Below are 20,464 nucleotides of genomic sequence, written 5' to 3'. Positions count from 1 at the left end.
ATAGAAGAATGAACATTCTGATCATGATTTTTTACATAAATTTGTTTTGAAGGAGCGAATGGTGTGAACAGAAGGTATGCGATGGTGTTGGTCATCGTCAGTGTACTATTGATTGTGAGTGCTTGCGGTAAACCGAGCTTTAAAAAAGAAGCAGCAGCATTTGGGGAAAACTATAAAAAAGCACAATACACAGTGAATCGGACGGATGACCTATCTGACATGAAGGAGAAGTTGAAGGATTATTTAACCGAGCATGAATATCAAGAATATACAGAAGACAGCATGTTTCCAAGTGTATTAGAAGCAGCAAAAGATCAAGATTGTCAAATTAAACTGAAAAAAATTACGTTTACACCTTCAGATGAAAGCGATGACAGGATTGAATTTGACTATGAAATGATCATTCAATTTATTGACCATAAAGGAAAGGTCAAAAAGGAAATTGAGAAAAAAGGTGCAATGACAGTTATCAAAACAGATTCGGGATTAAAAATCAGCCGAGATTGGGATGGGAGACTGTACCCGTCCGATTACCAATCCTCACTAAAAAGCCGTTCATAAGTTGTTGAATGGCTTTTTTGCATGCAGAAAAAACATTGATTCGCTCACCTCATGTAGTTGTTTTTTACTCATAATCTATTAAAAAAATCATTTTTGCTGTTTACGAGATGCGTTTCCTGGACACAATGTTTGTAGCGAAGAGAAAAAGTGGGGGGAACACATTATGTTCAAAAGTAAAATGATGATTTGTCTTTATATGTTTCTATTATTATGTGGTGCTTTTGTAAACCTTGGAAAAGAGGAGACGGCGGCTGCTTCTGCCAATCAGCCTGTTGTGATTCCAGATGAAGCCATTCGTTTACGCATTTTAGCCAACAGTGACCAGTCGGCAGATCAAGATGTGAAACGAAGTATTCGAGATGAGGTCAATGCCAATATAACGGAGTGGGTGAAAGACCTCACATCCATTGAAGAAGCTAGACGTGTGATTCGTTCAAAGCTTCCAGACATCAATCGTATTGCCAAAGCAAAATTAAAGGAACAACACATTGATCAATCCGTATCGGTCAGCTTTCAAAAAGCCTCATTTCCAACAAAGCTATATGGCAACTTTGTTTATCCTGCTGGGAAATATGAAGCCATTTTGATTACGTTAGGGGAAGGAGACGGAGCCAATTGGTGGTGTGTGTTATTCCCACCTCTCTGCTTTATCGATTTTTCAAACGGAGAAGCGATCGCCTCACCAGAAGGAGATGATAAAGAGCAGGTAGCCGCAGAGCCATCAAATGAATCTGTCAATGAAGTGGTAAAAGAAGAAGAGACGGGTGAAGTGAAATTCTTTCTGTTCGAATGGGTCTCTAGTCTTTTCTCTTAAAAAAGGTCTAAATCTGTTTTTGCCTCATAGAGTTGAAGTAAGAGAACAAAAAGAGGTGAAAGCATGTATTATCAATTAAGAATAGCGACAGAAGAAGATGCCCCGGCCATTAATGCTTTTCTTGAAAAAGGCCAAGCAAAAGGCGGGGTGACGATTGCAGAGCGTACGTCATTTGTGGTCATGGAAGATGCAGACGGTGAGCTTGCAGGCTGTTTAGGTCTTGAACGACTAAATGAACAAGAAGGATTGCTAAGATCACTTGTGATATCAGATAAACTTGGTCAGGGGCATATCGTTTCTCTGTTCCAAAGTGTTCAAACGCTAGGGGAAAAACAAGGTGTGGACACCTTTTATGTTGTAGCCAATCACTCCTCTTCGCATGATTTTTTAGCGCTGATGGGCTTTACGCCTATAGAGGAAATCCCAGAAAGTGTGTGGGTATCTGCGCATGCAAAAGAGTCGTTGGGAAAAGAGCAGGCGGTTGTGCTGCAAAAAACAGCGAGTTAATCACAAAACACCGGACTTATTCACATACTTATCCACTGTAAAACAAGCGTTATCCACAAATTGTGGACAACGCTTGTTTTATTTAGCATCATCTTTTATACTTTCAAAAGGATAATTGAGATATATCAACAGTTTTATCTTTTTTAAAAGGAGTTTGTATGATGTTAAATACAAAAAGATGGTCTGTGGATTTAAAAAAGGATTTATCCACATACTATCCACAAATTGAACAAGCAGCTCTGTTGTTGCGGCAGAATGAAGTAGTCGCTTTTCCGACAGAAACGGTGTATGGACTAGGGGCAAATGCAAAAGAGACAGAGGCTGTGAAGAAAATTTATGAAGCGAAAGGACGCCCAAGTGATAATCCGTTGATTGTTCACATTGCGGACGTTCAACAGCTTCATGAATTTGCGCAAATAGAAAATGAAAAAGTAACAGCGCTGATGGATGCCTTTTGGCCAGGCGCTCTCACCATTGTTCTACCTTGTAAGCCGGGAACATTATCAAAGCAGGTGACGGCAGGTTTAACGACAGTAGGCGTAAGAATGCCTGATCATCCTGTTGCGCTTGAACTCATCCGAGCAGCTGGTCTGCCAATTGCCGCGCCTAGTGCCAACCGTTCGGGAAAACCGTCGCCGACACTTGCGGATCATGTCGCGAGTGATCTTGATGGGAAAATTGCTGGCATTGTCGATGGTGGTTCAACAGGTATTGGCGTGGAGTCAACGGTTGTATCCTGTATAGACGAGATTCCAGTGATCTTAAGGCCGGGCGGTATTACAAAAGAAGCGTTAGAAGAGGTCGTAGGAACGGTCAACATGGATCCAGGGCTGACGAAAAAGGATGAGGCGCCAGTATCGCCGGGAATGAAATACACACATTATGCACCTGAAGCACAAATGTATATATTTCATGGAAGTGATGAAGACATGCAGCTGCACATTCAGAAGTACCGAGCTGAAGGGCTAAAAGTAGGTGTGCTGACGACAGAAGAAAAGAAGGAATGGTTTGCGGCAGATGTTATCTTTAGCTGTGGATGGAGAGAAAAGCCTGAAACGGTTGCGGCAAACTTATATCGTGTGCTGAGACAATTTGATGAAACGGATGTAGACTTGATCATTTCAGAAGCCTTCTCAGAGCAGGGAGTTGGTTCTGCGATCATGAACCGTCTGCAAAAAGCGGCAGGAGGGCGCACTCTCTCTTCATTCAAATAGTTCTAACCTCTCTTGGACAAACATAGGTTAAAGGAGAATGCGTGTCCAAGGGGGATTTACATGAATGAACTAGCTGGCGAATTGCTCACACTCAGTATCATGGCTTTTGCACTTGGAATGGATGCCTTTTCGGTTGGACTCGGCATGGGGATGATTCAGCTGAGATTCCGCCAGATCCTTTATATTGGACTTGTCATTGGGATATTTCATATGTTTATGCCTCTTTTTGGCATGCTAACAGGTCAGCTTTTATCTGGCTGGCTTGGGCTCCTAGCAACCTATATAGGCGGGGCGCTGCTTTTGGTGCTAGGTCTGCAAATGATCATCGCTTCTATCCGAAAAGAAGATAAGCCATTTATCGCACCTGTTGGGGCCGGTCTCGTTCTTTTTGCAACAAGTGTGAGTTTAGATAGTTTTTCCGTTGGCTTAAGCCTGGGGATTTACGGTTCTCGGGTGTTGATGACCATTATATTGTTTGGCTTTTTTAGTATGATGCTCACATGGCTTGGATTATTACTCGGTAAACAGGTTCGGTCATGGGTAGGTTCATACAGCGGGGCGCTTGGCGGATTGATTTTACTAGCCTTTGGAATCAAATTATTATTTCCGCTCTAGCCAGTCTCCTTACATAACATGTAGAATGAAATGCTATATAATAGAAGAAAAGGAGGTCGAAAGATGAATATCTTATTTGTTTGTACGGGAAATACTTGCAGAAGTCCGATGGCTCAAGCCCTTTTTTCCTCCATTGCAGATGAAAAAGGCTTACAGGTCACTGTAAAATCAGCGGGCATCTTCGCCTCTGATGCAGGGAAGGCTTCTCCTCAAGCAGTCGAAGCATTATTTGAGAAAAGCATTCCACTGAATCACTCGTCGTCTAAACTAACAGAAGAACTTCTTCATGAAGCAGATTATGTCTTCACCATGACGATTCAGCATAAGCAGTTGATTGTGGAGCAATATGCTCATGTGAAAGACAAGGTCTTCACTCTAAAAGAATTTGCGACAGGATCAGAAGGTGACGTGTCGGATCCATTTGGAGGGAGTCTCTCCATTTATCAGGAGACACGAGATGAACTAGAGACGCTATTGTATCAACTTGCTAAAAAGCTTAAACAGGATCACAAATCCTCATAAATGGACAACCTGTAAAACCGTTGCGCAAACGGTTTTTCTGCTTTTGTTTGCAAATGACTAGGTAGAGGTTAAAATATAACTGTAAATAAAGAATGAATGTAAGACATGACAGATTAACTCACCCTTAGGAGGAATTGCCCGATGAAAGTAGCCATTGCATCCGATCACGGCGGAACGAATATTCGTGAAGAAATCAAACAACTAATGGATGAATTAAAGATTGAATACATTGATATGGGTTGTGAATGTGGATCAGGTTCTGTAGACTACCCTGACTATGCTTTTCCTGTAGCCAATATGGTGGCAAACGGGGAAGTCGATCGCGGCATTTTGATTTGCGGGACAGGTATCGGAATGAGCATTTCAGCAAACAAAGTGAAAGGCATCCGCTGTGCACTGGCGCATGATACATTCAGTGCAAAGGCGACGAGAGAACATAACGATACAAATGTTCTTGCGATGGGAGAACGAGTCATTGGACCAGGATTGGCAAGAGAGATTGCTCACATTTGGCTGACAACAGAATTTACTGCAGGACGTCATGCTGTGCGGATTGGTAAAATCGCTGATTACGAAGAAAAGCACCTGTAAGGAGCGCTTAACATGAACATTGGTCAAGATTGGCTTGAAATGTTAAAAGAGTTTCATCAAACAGTTGAACTGCGAGCCGGCCACATTTTAGTGATTGGCTGCAGTACGTCAGAAGTGGCTGGCGAGCACATTGGGACAGCGGGAAGTGAGCAAATTGCTGAAGCTATTTATCAAGAGCTCGATCAACTGAGACGCGAGACAGGAATTGAATTGGCCTTCCAATGCTGCGAGCATTTGAATCGTGCCCTCGTTGTGGAAGAAGAGGTGGCGTACCGGCTTAACTTAGAAATTGTAGCGGCTGTACCTGTCCGTCAGGCGGGTGGTTCTATGGCGGCGCATGCGTATCAGCAAATGGAACACCCTGTGCTGGTTGAATCCATTTCAGCGCATGCAGGGATTGATATCGGTGATACATTAATCGGTATGCACTTAAAGCGGGTAGCCGTACCGGTCCGTCTCAGTCGTCATCAATTAGGACAAGCACATGTGACGTTTGCAAAAACTCGTCCAAAGCTGATTGGCGGAGAACGAGCCGTTTATACAAGATCATAGTTCGGATATATTTCTAATATAATGTTGAATGATGAAGACGCTCCACCCCTTGAATATTCGGGTTTTCATAAAAAAGAAGTCGGTTTTCCAAAAAAAACTTTTACATTTTACTCAAAAACCGTGTACAATGAGATGGTGAAAACATCGAATGGAAATAGATTGGAGAGGATTTCGCTGATGAAACATTTACCTGAGCAAGACGCACAAGTATTCAAAGCAATTCAACTAGAGCGGAAACGCCAGCAGGACAAAATCGAATTAATTGCATCAGAAAACTTCGTAAGCGAAGCAGTCATGGAAGCACAGGGCTCTGTCTTAACAAACAAATATGCAGAAGGTTACCCTGGTAAACGCTACTATGGCGGCTGTGAACATGTAGACGTTGTAGAAGATATCGCACGTGACCGCGCAAAAGAAATTTTTGGCGCTGAGTATGTGAACGTACAGCCTCACTCAGGAGCTCAAGCGAATATGGCCGTATACTTTACAATCCTTGAGCATGGCGATACAGTGCTAGGCATGAACTTATCACATGGCGGGCATTTAACACATGGAAGCCCTGTAAACTTTAGCGGCGTACAGTACAACTTTGTAGAATACGGTGTAGATAAAGAAACACAACATATCGACTACCAAGATGTACTTGAAAAAGCACGTGAGCATAAGCCGAAACTAATCGTAGCGGGGGCAAGTGCTTACCCACGTCAAATTGATTTCAAAAAGTTCCGTGAAATTGCCGATGAAGTCGGTGCTTACTTTATGGTGGACATGGCTCACATCGCGGGTCTTGTTGCAGCAGGTCTTCATCCAAATCCAGTTCCTTACGCTGATTTTGTGACAACGACAACTCACAAAACATTGCGCGGACCTCGCGGCGGAATGATTCTATGCCGTGAAGAGTTTGGTAAAAAGATCGACAAATCGATCTTCCCTGGTATTCAAGGTGGACCACTCATGCATGTGATCTCTGCAAAAGCTGTTTCTTTCGGTGAAGTATTGAACGGAGATTTCAAAACATATGCACAAAACGTGATTGATAACGCAAAACAACTAGCTGAAACACTTTTATCTGAGGATATTCAGCTTGTATCTGGTGGAACAGATAACCATCTTGTTCTCATCGACTTGCGCTCTCTTGGCATTACAGGAAAAATTGCAGAAAACGTTCTTGATGAAATTGGTATCACGGTGAACAAAAATGCAATTCCATATGATCCAGAGAAACCATTTGTTACAAGTGGTGTACGTGTAGGTACAGCAGCAGTGACAAGCCGTGGCTTCGATCAAGAAGCGATGAAAGAAGTCGGTTCCATTATTGCGCTTGCTCTGAAACATCATGAAGATGAAGCGAAATTAGAAGAGGCGAAAAAGCGTGTATCTGATCTGACAGCTCGTTTCCCTCTATATCAAGAATTAGATTATTAAGATGCAGACCCATTTGCCTATTTTTGGCATGTGGGTTTTTTTTGTAGGATTTGCGAATCATATTGAAAGATGATGTCTTTTTATGTAGAATTGTAGGAAGTGTGCAAAGTTCACCGGAAGATGACAGAAAAGGAGTTGTAGCAAGCAATGGCAAAGGTTTATGTATTTGATCACCCGCTTATTCAGCACAAACTTACATATATTCGTGACGTTCATACAGGAACAAAAGAATTTAGAGAGCTAGTGGATGAAGTCGCAACATTAATGGCATTTGAAATCACAAGAGACTTACCGCTTGAAGAGGTAGATGTAGAAACACCTGTACAAGTCGCTAAATCAAACGTGATCTCAGGTAAAAAACTCGGAGTTGTGCCGATTTTAAGAGCAGGTCTTGGAATGGTAGACGGGATTTTGAAACTCATTCCAGCTGCCAAAGTGGGACATGTCGGTTTATACCGTGATCCGAAGACATTAAAGCCTGTTGAATATTATGTGAAGCTTCCATCTGATGTGGAAGAGCGTGAATTTATCGTAGTAGACCCAATGCTTGCAACGGGCGGATCAGCTGTAGAAGCATTAAACAGCTTGAAAAAACGCGGTGCGAAAAACATCCGCTTCATGTGTCTGATTGCTGCGCCAGAAGGTGTAGAAGAAATGCAAAAACATCATCCAGATGTTGATATCTACATTGCGGCATTAGATGAGAAGTTAAACGAAAAAGGTTACATCATCCCAGGTCTTGGTGATGCTGGTGACCGTATGTATGGAACAAAATAAGAAAGATTCATGAAAAGCCCACATGCAAACGTGCATGTGGGCTTTTTTGAAAAATATGACAAACGGTTGATATCGTTCTTAGAAAAATCAATGTATACTGAACATTAGCAGTTTTTTTGAATGAATGTCACAACTCTCCTAAAGTTTGATGAAATTGTGAACATTTTGTGTGCTCTCTCATTATAGAAAAGTTTTTTAACTTTCAACGGATTGACACATCATAGACGCTATTGTATGCTAAACGAGGGTATTATGGTAAGGTTTTCATAGCCTATAGCACTCTACTAATCCTCATTGTGAACCCTTTAATAATCAGGGTTTGTATCAGCGAATGAAGCAGAATCCCATAGATCTAAAGATTTCAAGTCTGATTGCACAATTAGACCGATGGGTGATTGATTTTTTTCAAATAGGACGGCTTATCATAAGCGTCTTCTACGCAGTTTTCATCACCATTTATCACCTTTTTTACAATATTTTTCATCGGGAGTCAGATGAATGAACGATCCAAACGTCATTTTCCGCAGACAGAGTAAATATATGTTCTATTTATTGGCAATTTTTGTGTTTGGCTATGCCATGCCTGGTTTTAAACCACTGTTTCTTGGTTTCATTATCGGCACAATTTTTGCTTTCTTTAATTTATTCCTGCTTATTCGGAGAATGCATGCTTTTGATCGAGCAGTTAAAAAAGGAAAATCTATTCGTTCAATGGGAAGTACAGCCAGGTGGGCCAACGCAATTCTCGCAGTAGCGATTGCTTGGCGTTACCCTAACGAAGTTCATCTGGCAGGTGTTGTTATAGGATTAATGACAATATATCCTGTCATTATGATAGATTCCTTCATTCAACTTAAACGTTCTACTATGGAAGAGAGGTGAATACTCTTTGGGTCACAGTTCAAAAACTACAGAATTTTTAGGGTTAACGTTCAACTTATCCAATGTTCTCATGATTACGATTGCTAGTATCATCGTTCTTCTCATAGCGGTGCTGACTACTCGTGTTCTGGCTATTCGTCCGACAAAGGCGCAGAACTTCATGGAATGGATTGTTGATTTTGTTCGAAATATCATAGGTAGTTCGATGGACATGAAAACAGGAGCCCCATTTCTAGCGCTTGGCGTTACATTACTCATGTACATATTTGTTTCAAACATGCTTGGACTGCCATTCTCGATTACGGTCGATCACAACTTATGGTGGAAATCACCAACTGCTGATCCTGCAATCACAATGACACTAGCGGTTATGGTCATGGGATTGACACACTACTATGGTGTTAAAGCAAAAGGAGTCAAGGAATATACAAAAGACTACTTTAGACCAATCCCACTTTTAGTACCGCTGAAAATTATTGAAGAATTTGCAAACACATTAACACTTGGTTTGCGTCTTTATGGAAATATTTTCGCTGGAGAGATTCTTCTTGGTTTACTTGCAGGACTTGCGACTAATTTCTATTCGCAAAACCTTGCACTAGGTATCATTGGTACATTAGGTGCCATCGTGCCGATGATTGTATGGCAGGCATTCAGTTTGTTTGTCGGAACCATCCAGGCATTTATCTTCACCATGCTGACAATGGTGTATATCTCCCATAAAGTCAGCGACGAACACTAAAAAATTGAGAGTCCAAAAAGGACGTTATTTTAAAGGAGGAGCTTTTTAATGAATTTAATAGCAGCAGCAATTGCAATCGGTTTAGGAGCACTAGGAGCAGGTATTGGTAACGGTCTAATCGTATCTAAAACAGTTGAAGGAATCGCTCGTCAGCCAGAAGCTGGTAGAGAACTAAGAACTCTTATGTTCATCGGGGTAGCTTTAGTTGAGGCACTTCCAATTATCGCTGTCGTTATCGCATTCTTGGCATTCTTTGGTTAATATGTGAGAAGCGTTCTAATATGAATTTTAATGGCGAAGATCAGATTAGTTCGAAACTTCGCCATTCCTTTATGTTTTGTTTCTTAACATATTATTTAAAGAAGGGAGTTGCCGTACTAAATGTCTCAGTTACCAGTAGTTTTAGGAGCAGGTCTAAACACCGGAGATATCATATTCCAGCTGATCGCTATGCTCATCCTGCTTGCACTTTTAAAGAAATTTGCGCTTAAGCCTTTATTAGGGATTATGAAACAGCGTGAAGATTATATAGGAAATGAAATTTCAAGTGCTGAAGAAAAGCACGTTCAAGCTGAAAAGCTTCTTGAAGAACAACGTGTCTTATTGAAAGAAGCACGCGAAGAATCACATACACTCATCGAAAATGCGAAAAAGATTGGTGAGAAACAAAAAGAAGACATCATTCAAGCAGCGCGTCAAGAATCAGAGCGCTTGAAAGAGTCTGCTAGAACTGAAATCGTGAAAGAAAAAGAACAAGCTGTGGCTGCACTGCGCGAGCAAGTTGCATCACTTTCTGTATTAATTGCTTCTAAAGTGATTGAAAAAGAACTTGATGAGCAAGCACAAGAGAAATTGATCCAAGAGTATCTTAAAGAGGCAGGCGAAAGCCGATGAGCGTGACTATTGTCTCTAAGCGTTACGCTTCTGCTCTTTTTGACATCGTTCTTGCTTCTTCGGCAGTAGACGAAACTGAAAAAGAGCTGAATGAGATCAAAAAAGTTCTCAAGGCTGACCAAGAATTAAATGACTTTCTTGTTCATCCGAAGATTACGGCAGACAAAAAGAAACATCTGATTGCAGAAGCTTTCAAAGGTGTTTCGACATATGTTTTGCACACAATGTATTTACTGATTGACCGTGGACGCACGAATATTTTTCCTGAAATGGCGTCTGAGTTTGTGAAACTTGCAAACCGTACGAAACAAATAGACGATGCGATCGTGTATTCAGTGAAACCGCTCAGCGGAGCTGAAATTCAATCTTTATCTGAAGTATTTGCCAAAAAAGCCGGAGTCACATCACTGCGTGTAGAAAACGTGATTGACAAGGATCTAATAGGCGGAGTGAAAATCCGTATCGGAAACCGCATTTATGACGGCAGTGTCAGCGGAAAGCTTTCCCGCATTGAACGTCAGCTTGCAGGCGAAAATCGTTAGAAGGGGTGAAACCTTAGTGAGTATCAAAGCTGAAGAGATTAGCGCGCTGATAAAGCAGCAAATCCAAAACTATCAATCTGAAATTGAAGTAAAAGATGTCGGTACAGTCATTCAAGTAGGGGACGGTATCGCGCGTGTACATGGCCTTGACAACATTATGGCAGGAGAGCTTGTTGAGTTCTCTAACGGTGTAATGGGTATGGCTCAAAACCTTGAGGAGTCTAACGTAGGTATCGTAATCTTAGGACCTTACAAAGATATCCGTGAAGGTGACGACGTAAAACGTACAGGTCGTATCATGGAGGTTCCAGTAGGAGAAGAGTTAATCGGACGTATTGTGAACCCACTTGGTCAGCCTGTTGATGGACTAGGTCCAATTTTAACAAGCAAAACACGTCCAATCGAAAGTGAAGCACCAGGCGTTATGGATCGTAAATCGGTACATGAGCCGCTTCAAACGGGAATTAAAGCAATTGATGCCTTGATTCCAATCGGACGCGGACAGCGTGAATTGATCATTGGGGACCGTCAAACAGGTAAAACATCTGTTGCAATCGATACGATCCTGAACCAAAAAGATCAAGACATGATCTGTATCTATGTAGCGATCGGACAAAAAGAATCAACTGTTCGTGGTGTTGTTGAAACACTTCGTAAGCATGGTGCGCTTGACTACACAATCGTTGTCACAGCTTCTGCATCACAGCCAGCTCCACTTCTTTACCTTGCTCCTTATGCAGGTGTAACGATGGGTGAGGAATTCATGTATAACGGCAAGCATGTGCTTGTTGTGTATGATGACCTTTCTAAACAAGCGGCAGCTTACCGTGAGCTTTCATTATTGCTTCGTCGTCCTCCAGGCCGTGAAGCATTCCCTGGTGATGTTTTCTATCTTCACTCTCGTTTATTAGAGCGTGCAGCGAAGCTTAGTGATGAAAAGGGTGGCGGTTCTATCACAGCATTGCCTTTCGTAGAAACGCAAGCTGGTGATATCTCTGCATATATCCCAACAAACGTTATCTCAATCACAGATGGACAGATCTTCTTACAATCGGATCTCTTCTTCTCAGGCGTACGTCCAGCGGTAAACGCAGGATTGTCTGTATCTCGTGTAGGTGGTTCTGCACAAATCAAAGCGATGAAAAAGGTAGCAGGTACACTTCGTCTGGATCTTGCTTCTTATCGTGAGCTTGAAGCATTCGCTCAGTTTGGATCTGATCTAGACCAAGCGACTCAAGCCAAATTAAACCGTGGTGCTAGAACAGTTGAAGTCTTAAAACAAGACTTGAACAAACCGCTGAAAGTTGAAAAACAAGTAGCGATTCTTTATGCACTGACAAGAGGATACTTAGATGATGTAGCGATTGCTGATGTCAAACGCTTTGAAGCTGAGTTATTCATGTACATTGAAGAAAACCATAAAGACTTGTTTGACACAATCTCTCAAACAGGAAACATGCCTGCTGATGAAGAGTGGAAAGCAGCGATCGAAGGCTTTAAACGTACGTTTGCACCAAGCAACTAATTAGTAATCTTTCCGAGAGAAAAAGATTCTCTTTTTCTCTCTTTTCACGTAAATGAACACGGATTCCTGAAAAAAGGTGGTGAAATCTTTGGCCTCATTACGCGATATTAAGTCAAGGATCACGTCAACAAAAAAATCGAGTCAGATCACAAAAGCGATGCAAATGGTATCAGCTGCGAAACTGAATCGTGCTGAAAATAATGCGAAGTCCTTTGTTCCTTACATGGAGAAAATCCAAGAAGTCGTTGCGGCAATCGCAACTGGAACAAGTGCTAAGCACCCAATGCTTCTTTCAAGACCTGTTAAGAAAACAGGGTATCTCGTCATTACATCTGATCGAGGACTTGCAGGACCTTTTAACAGCTCGATTTTACGTGCCGCTTACCAAGCCATTCAATCTCGTCATCAATCTGCTGATGAATATGCGGTGATTGTGATTGGTAAAATCGGACGCGACTTCTTCAAAAAGCGTGGTATTCCAGTTATTTCTGAAGTCACAGGGCTTGGAGACGAAGTAGCGTTTGCTGATATTAAAGAATTAGCAAGCAGTACAGTGCAAATGTTCTCTGATGAAGCGTTTGATGAGCTTTACATGTTCTATAACCATTTCGTCAGTGCCATTTCGCAAGAAGTAACAGAGAAAAAATTATTGCCGCTAACGGACCTTTCGGCCGCAGCGACACCAAATAAACGTTCCGCATCTTATGAGTTTGAGCCTTCTGAAGAAGAAATTCTTGAAGTTCTCCTTCCTCAATATGCAGAGAGTTTGATTTTCGGTGCGCTTCTTGACAGCAAAGCAAGTGAACATGCTGCAAGGATGACAGCAATGAAGAGTGCAACAGACAACGCAAAAGAATTGATCGACAGCCTGACACTCTCTTACAACCGTGCTCGTCAAGCAGCGATTACACAAGAGATTACAGAAATTGTCGGCGGAGCAGCTGCCTTAGAATAGAAATAATTGTCAGGAGGGAATGCAATGAAAACAGGACGCATCAGTCAGATCATGGGACCAGTCGTAGACGTTCGTTTTGAAGACGGTCACTTGCCTGAGATTTATAATGCGATCAAAGTTTCGCATAAAGCGGAAAGCGAAAGTGAAGTTGATATCGACTTAACTTTAGAAGTAGCACTACATTTAGGTGATGATACAGTGAGAACCATCGCAATGGCATCAACAGACGGTGTGAAGCGCGGTATGGAAGCTGTAGACCTTGGAAAACCAATTTCAGTACCAGTTGGTAACGTAACACTTGGACGTGTATTCAACGTACTGGGAGATAACATTGACTTAGATGAGCCACTTGGTGTGGAAGCGCAAAGAGACCCAATCCACAGACAAGCGCCTTCTTTTGATCAACTTTCTACAGAAGTTGAAATTCTTGAAACAGGTATCAAAGTTGTTGACCTTCTTGCTCCTTACATCAAAGGTGGAAAGATCGGTCTATTCGGTGGAGCCGGTGTTGGTAAAACCGTTCTGATTCAAGAATTGATCAACAACATCGCACAAGAACACGGCGGTATTTCTGTATTCGCTGGTGTTGGAGAGCGTACACGTGAAGGAAATGACCTTTACTACGAAATGAAAGATTCTGGCGTTATCGAAAAAACAGCGATGGTCTTCGGTCAAATGAACGAGCCACCAGGTGCACGTATGCGTGTAGCTCTAACTGGTTTGACAATGGCAGAGCATTTCCGTGATGAACAAGGTCAAGACGTATTGTTCTTCATCGATAACATCTATCGTTTTACACAAGCAGGTTCTGAAGTATCAGCCCTTCTTGGACGTATGCCTTCAGCGGTAGGTTATCAGCCAACTCTTGCAACAGAAATGGGTCAACTTCAAGAGCGTATCACGTCTACAAACGTAGGATCGGTTACATCGATTCAAGCGATCTATGTACCTGCGGATGACTATACAGATCCAGCTCCAGCTACAACGTTCGCTCACCTTGATGCAACGACAAACCTTGAGCGTAAGTTGACAGAGATGGGGATTTACCCAGCGGTAGATCCACTTGCTTCAACATCTCGTGCCCTTGCACCTGAGATTGTTGGCGAAGAGCATTATGCGATCGCGCGTGAAGTTCAGCAAACATTGCAGCGTTATAAAGAATTGCAAGATATCATTGCCATTTTAGGTATGGATGAATTATCTGAGGACGATAAGCTTGTGGTACACAGAGCTCGTCGTGTTCAATTCTTCCTATCTCAAAACTTCCACGTAGCAGAACAGTTCACTGGCCAAAAAGGTTCTTATGTGCCATTGCAAGAAACTGTTAAAGGCTTCAAGGAAATCTTATCTGGTAAATACGATCACCTTCCAGAAGATGCATTCCGCTTAGTCGGCCGCATTGAAGAAGTGGTTGAAAAAGCCAAAGAGATGGGTGTAGAGGCCTAATCTGGTCCTTAGGAGGGTAAAAGCATGAAGACCGTTCAAGTCAATATCGTTACTCCCGACGGCCCAGTGTATGAAGCGGATGTGGAAATGGTCAGTGTAAGAGCAGAAAGCGGTGAGCTTGGGATTTTAGCTGGCCACGTTCCAATGGTTGCTCCGCTAAAAATCGGTGCAGTTCGCTTAAAACATAGTGGATCAACTGAATTGGTTGCAGTAAGCGGTGGATTTGTTGAAGTTCGCCCTGAAAAAGTAACCATTCTTGCTCAGGCTGCTGAAACATCAGACAAAGTTGATGTAGATCGTGCAAAATCAGCGAAACAGCGTGCTGAAGAGCATTTGAACCACCCGAATGAAAGTGATGTACGCAGGGCGGAACTCGCATTAAAACGGGCATTAAACCGTTTAAATGTAGCAGGGAAATAAAACAGAAAATCCTTCTTATCACAGTGATAAGAAGGATTTTTTTTAGGATGACATGAGAGATTGATACATCGACACATAAGGATGAGATGCTTGCTTTTCTAGATATAACTGCTCGCAAAATTGCGTACTGCAATGCCATGTTTTATTATTTCTGCGTAAGCCAAGCGTATATTGGTGCGAAGAGTCCATATAAGGCCGCACGACCCAGTCAGCATCTGAATGATGACGGATGACAACTTCTCCTAAATACACACTCATCATCGCTTCTAATGCATCTATTGGCATTTTCCAATCAGCAAAAAGCTGCTGACGGAAGGCATCGAAGTATAATGACTCTAACTGATAAAGGCTTTCCTCTGAGTAATCCAAAGAAATGTTATGAAAATGACACAATTGTGCTAATTCTTCTAGCTGTGTCTGTCTATAATCAAAGTAGAAAGCAATGGCTTCCCATTCATGTTCAAATGAGGGAACCAGTTCTCCGTACAAATCAACAAAGTCAGGAAAAGAATCTTTCAAATATGATCAGCTCCTTCCACCGCAGTATATCATCTCCTTCGCATCAGAATAAGAGGGGATTCACTCTAAATGTAGCTCTTTTTTCCAAATGATTCATCTTTCCGATTTTGGAGGATATAATGAAAGGGAGTTTTCCTTTACAGAAATCAATAAAAGGAGGATTCAAGTGTATGGAAGACGTAGGACAACAAGCAATTGTTAGTATTGTGATCCACCTATTTTTTATTGCCATTACGTGGTGGGCATTGCTTGCGGTGAATATCGATCCACTGATTAAAAAAGGAAAAATTATTCAAGCTAGATTGCTCATGATGCTGATCACGATTGCTATTGCATCGGCAGTCAGCAATTTCTTCCTTGATTATTTAAATTTCTCCAGACAAATCCCTTATATGTTTTAACATAAAAGGTTTGGTCACTGCCTTCTGCGGGAACGTAAAAAGAAGTGTCAAAAATATGGCCTTTGATGACTTTTCCACGTATGCATTGATCTCCTTGCGGCAACACTTGTAGCAAGGGGGAATGACAAGTGAGAAAGTGTTTAAAAGGTTGGCCATTATTTGCATTTATTCTTTTTTTTGTTCTGATGATTCAAGGTGTTCGGGCGGAAGAAACATCCACGCTCGCCCAAATAGCAGAAGGTATGAAAAACCAGCAAATCGAAGTAAGTGGATGGACGCTTCATGCCAAAACAAATATAGACATTTCATCCGAACAATTTTCAAAAAAAGTGAAACGTTTGAAAGACGAACTACGACAGTATGAGTGGACCGAAAAAAAAGAGAAACATGTCACCAAAGTCACAGGAATTTACAAAGATGAAAAAAATGATACATTATCGAAAATTTTACTCGTGAAGACCGACACAAAATCAAACCAAAAGTCGTATTTATTATATGAGCAAAAAGGTGCTCGCCCACTGAATACCTGGGAGCATACATATGATCAGTTCGTACGTCATGCAAAAAGCATATTACAAGAAAAATTTGTGATTTTTACTTGTCTCGATGGTCATGTAAATGGTATGATGGATGTTGTTTTGCAAAAAAAAGCTGAAATGATAGCAAATGAATTTCAAGCAAAACCTGTTGAGTATCTCGTTGAGTCTAATTTTGTGTCGCTTTCCGCTTACACAGAGAAGTGGGAACAGTTCATTATGACTTCAAATGATAAAATGAATGTTCAAATTGCCATCAGAAGTTCGGAAATGAACGAAAATCATACGATTACGGTTGGCACACCAATCGTAACGACTGAATATTAATATAGAGAATTTGGGACGCGGAGGGGAAGACCTTGGAAAAAATCATCGTCCGCGGCGGTCAAAAGTTAAACGGCACAGTTAAAGTAGAAGGCGCAAAAAATGCCGTTTTACCAGTTATCGCTGCATCTTTGTTAGCAAGTACAGAAAAAAGCGTAATTTGTGATGTACCTACGCTCTCCGATGTATATACAATCAATGAAGTGTTACGTCATTTAGGAGCAGAAGTACATTTTGAAAATAACGAAGTATCAGTAGATGCATCTCATGCACTAGAAACTGAGGCTCCGTTTGAGTACGTCCGTAAAATGAGAGCATCTGTGCTCGTCATGGGACCACTTTTAGCTAGAACAGGTCATGCAAGAGTTGCATTACCTGGTGGTTGTGCGATTGGTTCAAGACCAATTGATCAGCATTTAAAAGGCTTTGAAGCAATGGGAGCTAAAATTCAAGTAGGTAATGGTTTCATCGAGGCTGAAGTAAATGGCCGTTTAAAAGGTGCAAAAATCTATTTGGATTTCCCAAGTGTAGGGGCAACTGAAAACATCATCATGGCAGCAGCATTGGCTGAAGGAACGACGATTTTAGAAAACGTAGCAAAAGAACCTGAAATTGTTGATTTGGCAAACTACATCAATGCCATGGGCGGTAAGGTTCGCGGTGCTGGAACTGGTACAATCAAAATCGAAGGTGTAGAAACACTTCACGGTGCAAAACACAACATCATCCCTGACCGAATTGAAGCTGGTACGTTTATGGTGGCAGCAGCCATTACTGAAGGGAATGTTCTTGTAAAAGGCGCTGTGCCTGAGCACATGACTTCACTTGTGGCGAAAATGGAAGAAATGGGTATTCAGATCATTGAAGAAGAAGAAGGTTTAAGAGTCATTGGACCATCTGAGCTCAAGCCAATCGATCTAAAAACAATGCCGCATCCTGGTTTCCCAACGGATATGCAATCTCAGATGATGGCGCTATTGCTTCGTGCAAACGGAACAAGCATGATCACAGAAACTGTGTTTGAAAATCGTTTTATGCATGCTGAAGAATTCCGCCGCATGAATGGCGATATTAAAATTGAGGGTCGCTCTGTGATAATCAATGGACCTGTTCAACTTCAAGGTGCTGAAGTGGCAGCGACTGATTTAAGAGCAGGAGCAGCACTTGTACTTGCTGGATTAGTGGCAGAAGGTCATACACGTGTCACTGAATTGAAGCATATTGACCGTGGATATGTGAACTTCCACCAAAAACTAGCAGCAATCGGTGCAGACATTGAAAGAGTAAATGATGAATCAGCAGATGTGACACAAGAACAAGTTGTATCAGATCTAAACGCATAATCATAAAAGAAATCAGTGTGTCCATTTGGGCATGCTGATTTTTTTTAGAATCATAGACTGGTTGCATTTTCAAAAGCTTATCATTAGTGTATCCAATCATTTTAAATTTTATTCATAAAGACGAACAGTAAATCAAATGATGAAGAGTACAAACATATCAGCAAAAGACTTGTCCAATGAATGAAAGAAGCTGTCATATTAGCTTGTCCTTGCCCATAGGATAAAAGAGATTCAATGACAAATGGGGGCAGCCAATATGAAACCAATGATATGGACAATCGCAGGAATTTGCATCATCATTTTAATGATTCCAACCTTACTCGTGTTGCCGACGTTCCAAGGAAAACCAGCAGCCAGCCAACACGTAGCAGCAGAACCATCAGTTAAAAAAGAAGTGAAAGGTTCAGTCAAATTGAAACAATCACCCGTCTCCATTCCCGTCTACCGTTCAGCGCTTCAGCAGGTAGAAAACATCCCCTTAGAAGAGTATGTGATCGGTGTCGTCGCTTCTGAAATGCCAGCCGATTTTGAAATAGAGGCGCTCAAGGCACAGGCACTCGCCGCTAGAACGTATATCGTCAGACAAATGATCATTGATAAAACCGTCAAATCTCCACAGGGTTCTCTTGTAGATGACACCCAAATGTTCCAAGTGTACAAAAATAAACAGGAACTGAAGAAAATTTGGGGAAAAGCGTACAATTGGAAATTAAAAAAGGTCACAGAAGCGGTTGCCAGTACACAAGGGAAAGTACTGACGTATGACGAAAAACCAATTGATGCTTCCTTCTTTTCAACAAGTAATGGGAAAACCGAAAATGCAGAAGCTTATTGGAAAAATGAAATCCCTTATTTGAAAAGCGTCTCAAGCAAATGGGACGAAAAATCACCCAAATTCCAAAACAAGAAAACCATCACAGTGAGCGAATTTCAGCAAAAACTGGGTGTGACCCTTGGCCAGCAGCAGGTGGGAGAAATTGTAGAACGAACACCAGGCAATCAAGTAGCCAAAGCCGTCATTAACGGAAAAACATTGTCGGGCAGAGACATTCGCGAATCACTAGGATTGCACTCGGCAGACTTTACATGGGAACGAAAGGGTCAGCAAATCGTGATTACGACAAAAGGGTATGGCCATGGTGTGGGCATGAGTCAGTATGGTGCACATTATATGGCACAGTCAGGCAAAAAAGTAGAGGCGATCGTGAAACATTATTATCAAGGGATAAAAATTGAATCAGCTGATCGCTTTCTAAACACATATATGGCTAAGAAATAAAAGCAAAGGTGCCTCAAAATGGGGGCATCTTTTTTTATGTGTGAAGAGGTTTGAACAGAATGTGACAAATTGCGACTTAAGGCGCACCTCAGGAAATCTTAAACATTTACATCCCGACAAGAACCGATGGCCGATACAAAGCCCCTCGAAAGAATGAGAAAACGAGGGTGACAAAAGAGTCGTTAGGTGAATATATCTAGACATCTGACAGAATTTTAGTGATTTTGATGAAAGAGAAAAAGGGATCGAGTCCTATACCATTCCAAGACAGAATATTTTACGATTAAGATGTTTCAATCAAATACATAAGGAGGAAGGAAAAGCATGTTGAAAAAAGTATTTACACTCGTAACCTTAGCTGTATTGACATTATCAATGTCAATCTCTTCACCAGTATTTGCAGAAGCAGCATCAGCCAAAAAACATAAGAAAGATGTAAGAGTGACGATCTTACTTGATGCAAGTGGAAGTATGGCAAGAAAAGTGGATGGAGAGCGCAAATTCGATTTAGCAAAACAAGAGGTATTTAAATTTGCTCAGTCTCTTCCGAAAGATGCTAAAATCCGTATGAGCTTGTTTGGGTCTGAAGGAAACAACAAAAACTCAGGTAAAGCTCAATCATGTGAAGTCATTAGAGGCGTTTATGGCGTTCAGCCTTATGAAAAGGATAGTTTCGAAAACTCTCTAAACGGTCTTGGACCAAATGGCTGGACACCGATTGCACGTGCTCTTGAAAGTGCAAAGCAAGCGGATAAGCAGCTTCATAAGGGAACAAAACACATTGTGTACTTAATTACTGATGGTGAAGAAACTTGTGGTGGAGATCCAGTGAAAGTAGCGAAAGAGCTTCATAACTCAAAAGGATCTACTGTAGTCAATGTGATTGGATTAGACTTTAACGATGGTTATGAAGGTCAATTGAAGCAAGTAGCTAAAGCTGGTAAAGGTCATTACTACCAAGCAAGCACAGGGAAAGAAATGGGTTCTATCCTTACAGCAGAATCATTAAAACTACACGAATAACTTGCTGAAGAAAAGGGAAACGATTGATTGATGCTTTCGTTTCTCTTTTTCTGTA

25 protein-coding genes are annotated in these 20,464 nt (G+C 41.6%); 24 read left to right on the top strand and 1 reads right to left on the bottom strand.

The window, feature by feature from the left end; translation table 11 throughout:
- The first annotated feature begins 63 nt into the window (after positions 1-63).
- The 19 genes from NSQ17_RS17600 to NSQ17_RS17510 all read left to right on the top strand — a co-directional run bounded on the left by NSQ17_RS17600 (position 64) and on the right by NSQ17_RS17510 (position 14,984).
- A complete protein-coding gene (locus tag NSQ17_RS17600; RefSeq protein WP_008343418.1) occupies positions 64-561 on the top strand; it encodes a hypothetical protein in 498 nt (165 codons plus the stop codon).
- A gap of 163 nt (positions 562-724) precedes the next feature.
- Entirely contained in the window at positions 725-1,375 is a 651-nt protein-coding gene (spoIIR, locus tag NSQ17_RS17595) for a stage II sporulation protein R (RefSeq protein WP_342467641.1), read from the top strand.
- A gap of 63 nt (positions 1,376-1,438) precedes the next feature.
- Positions 1,439-1,882 carry a general stress acyl- n-acyltransferase gene (locus NSQ17_RS17590; RefSeq protein WP_007497650.1) on the top strand — a complete coding sequence of 148 codons (444 nt, stop codon included), beginning with the start codon at positions 1,439-1,441 and terminating at the stop codon, positions 1,880-1,882.
- 161 nt (positions 1,883-2,043) lie between these two features.
- The gene (locus NSQ17_RS17585) at positions 2,044-3,096 is read left to right on the top strand and encodes an L-threonylcarbamoyladenylate synthase (RefSeq protein WP_081105462.1); all 1,053 of its coding nucleotides are present in this window, start codon (positions 2,044-2,046) and stop codon (positions 3,094-3,096) included.
- 60 nt (positions 3,097-3,156) lie between these two features.
- Positions 3,157-3,711 carry a manganese efflux pump MntP family protein gene (locus NSQ17_RS17580; protein WP_342467640.1) on the top strand — a complete coding sequence of 185 codons (555 nt, stop codon included), beginning with the start codon at positions 3,157-3,159 and terminating at the stop codon, positions 3,709-3,711.
- Between the two features lie 63 nt (positions 3,712-3,774).
- A complete protein-coding gene (locus NSQ17_RS17575) occupies positions 3,775-4,233 on the top strand; it encodes a low molecular weight protein arginine phosphatase (protein ID WP_017360042.1) in 459 nt (152 codons plus the stop codon).
- Between the two features lie 141 nt (positions 4,234-4,374).
- Positions 4,375-4,824: a ribose 5-phosphate isomerase B gene (rpiB, locus tag NSQ17_RS17570; RefSeq protein ID WP_003214714.1), complete on the top strand. Its 450-nt coding sequence runs from the start codon at positions 4,375-4,377 to the stop codon at positions 4,822-4,824.
- A 12-nt stretch (positions 4,825-4,836) separates the two neighbouring features.
- The gene (locus NSQ17_RS17565; RefSeq protein WP_024718756.1) at positions 4,837-5,376 is read left to right on the top strand and encodes a TIGR01440 family protein; all 540 of its coding nucleotides are present in this window, start codon (positions 4,837-4,839) and stop codon (positions 5,374-5,376) included.
- Positions 5,377-5,553: 177 nt separating this feature from the next.
- The gene (gene glyA, locus NSQ17_RS17560) at positions 5,554-6,801 is read left to right on the top strand and encodes a serine hydroxymethyltransferase (protein ID WP_024718755.1); all 1,248 of its coding nucleotides are present in this window, start codon (positions 5,554-5,556) and stop codon (positions 6,799-6,801) included.
- Between the two features lie 147 nt (positions 6,802-6,948).
- Entirely contained in the window at positions 6,949-7,578 is a 630-nt protein-coding gene (gene upp, locus NSQ17_RS17555; protein WP_003214553.1) for a uracil phosphoribosyltransferase, read from the top strand.
- 498 nt (positions 7,579-8,076) lie between these two features.
- Positions 8,077-8,460: an ATP synthase subunit I gene (locus tag NSQ17_RS17550; protein ID WP_007497639.1), complete on the top strand. Its 384-nt coding sequence runs from the start codon at positions 8,077-8,079 to the stop codon at positions 8,458-8,460.
- 7 nt (positions 8,461-8,467) lie between these two features.
- Positions 8,468-9,202 (top strand): F0F1 ATP synthase subunit A, encoded by a 735-nt coding sequence (gene atpB, locus NSQ17_RS17545; RefSeq protein ID WP_007497637.1) that lies wholly within the window; start codon positions 8,468-8,470, stop codon positions 9,200-9,202.
- Between the two features lie 48 nt (positions 9,203-9,250).
- Positions 9,251-9,463, top strand: a complete 213-nt coding sequence (gene atpE / locus NSQ17_RS17540; protein ID WP_003214968.1) for a F0F1 ATP synthase subunit C — start codon at positions 9,251-9,253, stop codon at positions 9,461-9,463.
- A 120-nt stretch (positions 9,464-9,583) separates the two neighbouring features.
- Positions 9,584-10,096, top strand: a complete 513-nt coding sequence (gene atpF / locus NSQ17_RS17535; protein ID WP_007497634.1) for a F0F1 ATP synthase subunit B — start codon at positions 9,584-9,586, stop codon at positions 10,094-10,096.
- Positions 10,093-10,638, top strand: a complete 546-nt coding sequence (locus NSQ17_RS17530; protein WP_007497632.1) for a F0F1 ATP synthase subunit delta — start codon at positions 10,093-10,095, stop codon at positions 10,636-10,638. The genes atpF and NSQ17_RS17530 overlap by 4 nt, the downstream gene beginning before the upstream one ends.
- A 16-nt stretch (positions 10,639-10,654) precedes the next feature.
- On the top strand, positions 10,655-12,163 hold the full coding sequence (gene atpA / locus NSQ17_RS17525; RefSeq protein ID WP_008343398.1) for a F0F1 ATP synthase subunit alpha: 1,509 nt from the start codon (positions 10,655-10,657) through the stop codon (positions 12,161-12,163).
- Positions 12,164-12,251: 88 nt separating this feature from the next.
- Entirely contained in the window at positions 12,252-13,118 is an 867-nt protein-coding gene (locus NSQ17_RS17520; RefSeq protein ID WP_007497628.1) for a F0F1 ATP synthase subunit gamma, read from the top strand.
- A 24-nt stretch (positions 13,119-13,142) separates the two neighbouring features.
- A complete protein-coding gene (atpD, locus tag NSQ17_RS17515; protein ID WP_008343395.1) occupies positions 13,143-14,564 on the top strand; it encodes a F0F1 ATP synthase subunit beta in 1,422 nt (473 codons plus the stop codon).
- Positions 14,565-14,588: 24 nt separating this feature from the next.
- Positions 14,589-14,984 (top strand): F0F1 ATP synthase subunit epsilon, encoded by a 396-nt coding sequence (locus NSQ17_RS17510; RefSeq protein ID WP_008343393.1) that lies wholly within the window; start codon positions 14,589-14,591, stop codon positions 14,982-14,984.
- Positions 14,985-15,026: 42 nt separating this feature from the next.
- Here NSQ17_RS17510 and NSQ17_RS17505 read toward each other — a convergent pair whose 3' ends face one another.
- Positions 15,027-15,503, bottom strand: a complete 477-nt coding sequence (locus tag NSQ17_RS17505) for a hypothetical protein (RefSeq protein ID WP_073412973.1) — start codon at positions 15,501-15,503, stop codon at positions 15,027-15,029.
- A 170-nt stretch (positions 15,504-15,673) separates the two neighbouring features.
- Here NSQ17_RS17505 and NSQ17_RS17500 point away from each other — a divergent pair, with 170 nt between their 5' ends.
- The 5 genes from NSQ17_RS17500 (at position 15,674) to NSQ17_RS17480 (ending at position 20,409) form a co-directional block, all read left to right on the top strand.
- Positions 15,674-15,904, top strand: a complete 231-nt coding sequence (locus NSQ17_RS17500; protein WP_025208130.1) for a DUF1146 family protein — start codon at positions 15,674-15,676, stop codon at positions 15,902-15,904.
- Between the two features lie 128 nt (positions 15,905-16,032).
- On the top strand, positions 16,033-16,767 hold the full coding sequence (locus NSQ17_RS17495; protein WP_035389789.1) for a YwmB family TATA-box binding protein: 735 nt from the start codon (positions 16,033-16,035) through the stop codon (positions 16,765-16,767).
- A gap of 32 nt (positions 16,768-16,799) precedes the next feature.
- Positions 16,800-18,107 (top strand): UDP-N-acetylglucosamine 1-carboxyvinyltransferase, encoded by a 1,308-nt coding sequence (gene murA / locus NSQ17_RS17490; RefSeq protein ID WP_007497616.1) that lies wholly within the window; start codon positions 16,800-16,802, stop codon positions 18,105-18,107.
- Between the two features lie 256 nt (positions 18,108-18,363).
- Positions 18,364-19,386 (top strand): stage II sporulation protein D, encoded by a 1,023-nt coding sequence (gene spoIID / locus NSQ17_RS17485; RefSeq protein WP_342467639.1) that lies wholly within the window; start codon positions 18,364-18,366, stop codon positions 19,384-19,386.
- A 324-nt stretch (positions 19,387-19,710) separates the two neighbouring features.
- On the top strand, positions 19,711-20,409 hold the full coding sequence (locus tag NSQ17_RS17480; RefSeq protein ID WP_008343379.1) for a VWA domain-containing protein: 699 nt from the start codon (positions 19,711-19,713) through the stop codon (positions 20,407-20,409).
- Positions 20,410-20,464 lie beyond the last annotated feature (55 nt).

This window comes from Bacillus sp. FSL W8-0629 (assembly GCF_038593225.1).
GTDB lineage: Bacteria > Bacillota > Bacilli > Bacillales > Bacillaceae > Bacillus > Bacillus altitudinis.
The sequence above is the reverse complement of the archived record's forward strand: the minus strand, read 5'-3'. Positions and strand labels throughout refer to the sequence as shown.

Excerpts from the sequence above, each read along its gene's own strand:
- upp (WP_003214553.1), top strand. The coding sequence starts at position 6,949 with ATGGCAAAGGTTTATGTATTTGATCACCCGCTTATTCAGCACAAACTT.
- NSQ17_RS17500 (WP_025208130.1), top strand. The coding sequence starts at position 15,674 with ATGGAAGACGTAGGACAACAAGCAATTGTTAGTATTGTGATCCACCTA.
- atpE (WP_003214968.1), top strand. The coding sequence starts at position 9,251 with ATGAATTTAATAGCAGCAGCAATTGCAATCGGTTTAGGAGCACTAGGA.
- NSQ17_RS17510 (WP_008343393.1), top strand. The coding sequence starts at position 14,589 with ATGAAGACCGTTCAAGTCAATATCGTTACTCCCGACGGCCCAGTGTAT.
- atpF (WP_007497634.1), top strand. The coding sequence starts at position 9,584 with ATGTCTCAGTTACCAGTAGTTTTAGGAGCAGGTCTAAACACCGGAGAT.
- NSQ17_RS17550 (WP_007497639.1), top strand. The coding sequence starts at position 8,077 with ATGAACGATCCAAACGTCATTTTCCGCAGACAGAGTAAATATATGTTC.
- atpD (WP_008343395.1), top strand. The coding sequence starts at position 13,143 with ATGAAAACAGGACGCATCAGTCAGATCATGGGACCAGTCGTAGACGTT.
- rpiB (WP_003214714.1), top strand. The coding sequence starts at position 4,375 with ATGAAAGTAGCCATTGCATCCGATCACGGCGGAACGAATATTCGTGAA.
- NSQ17_RS17480 (WP_008343379.1), top strand. The coding sequence starts at position 19,711 with ATGTTGAAAAAAGTATTTACACTCGTAACCTTAGCTGTATTGACATTA.
- NSQ17_RS17585 (WP_081105462.1), top strand. The coding sequence starts at position 2,044 with ATGTTAAATACAAAAAGATGGTCTGTGGATTTAAAAAAGGATTTATCC.
- NSQ17_RS17590 (WP_007497650.1), top strand. The coding sequence starts at position 1,439 with ATGTATTATCAATTAAGAATAGCGACAGAAGAAGATGCCCCGGCCATT.
- NSQ17_RS17575 (WP_017360042.1), top strand. The coding sequence starts at position 3,775 with ATGAATATCTTATTTGTTTGTACGGGAAATACTTGCAGAAGTCCGATG.
- spoIIR (WP_342467641.1), top strand. The coding sequence starts at position 725 with ATGTTCAAAAGTAAAATGATGATTTGTCTTTATATGTTTCTATTATTA.
- spoIID (WP_342467639.1), top strand. The coding sequence starts at position 18,364 with ATGAAACCAATGATATGGACAATCGCAGGAATTTGCATCATCATTTTA.
- NSQ17_RS17530 (WP_007497632.1), top strand. The coding sequence starts at position 10,093 with ATGAGCGTGACTATTGTCTCTAAGCGTTACGCTTCTGCTCTTTTTGAC.
- glyA (WP_024718755.1), top strand. The coding sequence starts at position 5,554 with ATGAAACATTTACCTGAGCAAGACGCACAAGTATTCAAAGCAATTCAA.
- NSQ17_RS17580 (WP_342467640.1), top strand. The coding sequence starts at position 3,157 with ATGAATGAACTAGCTGGCGAATTGCTCACACTCAGTATCATGGCTTTT.
- NSQ17_RS17565 (WP_024718756.1), top strand. The coding sequence starts at position 4,837 with ATGAACATTGGTCAAGATTGGCTTGAAATGTTAAAAGAGTTTCATCAA.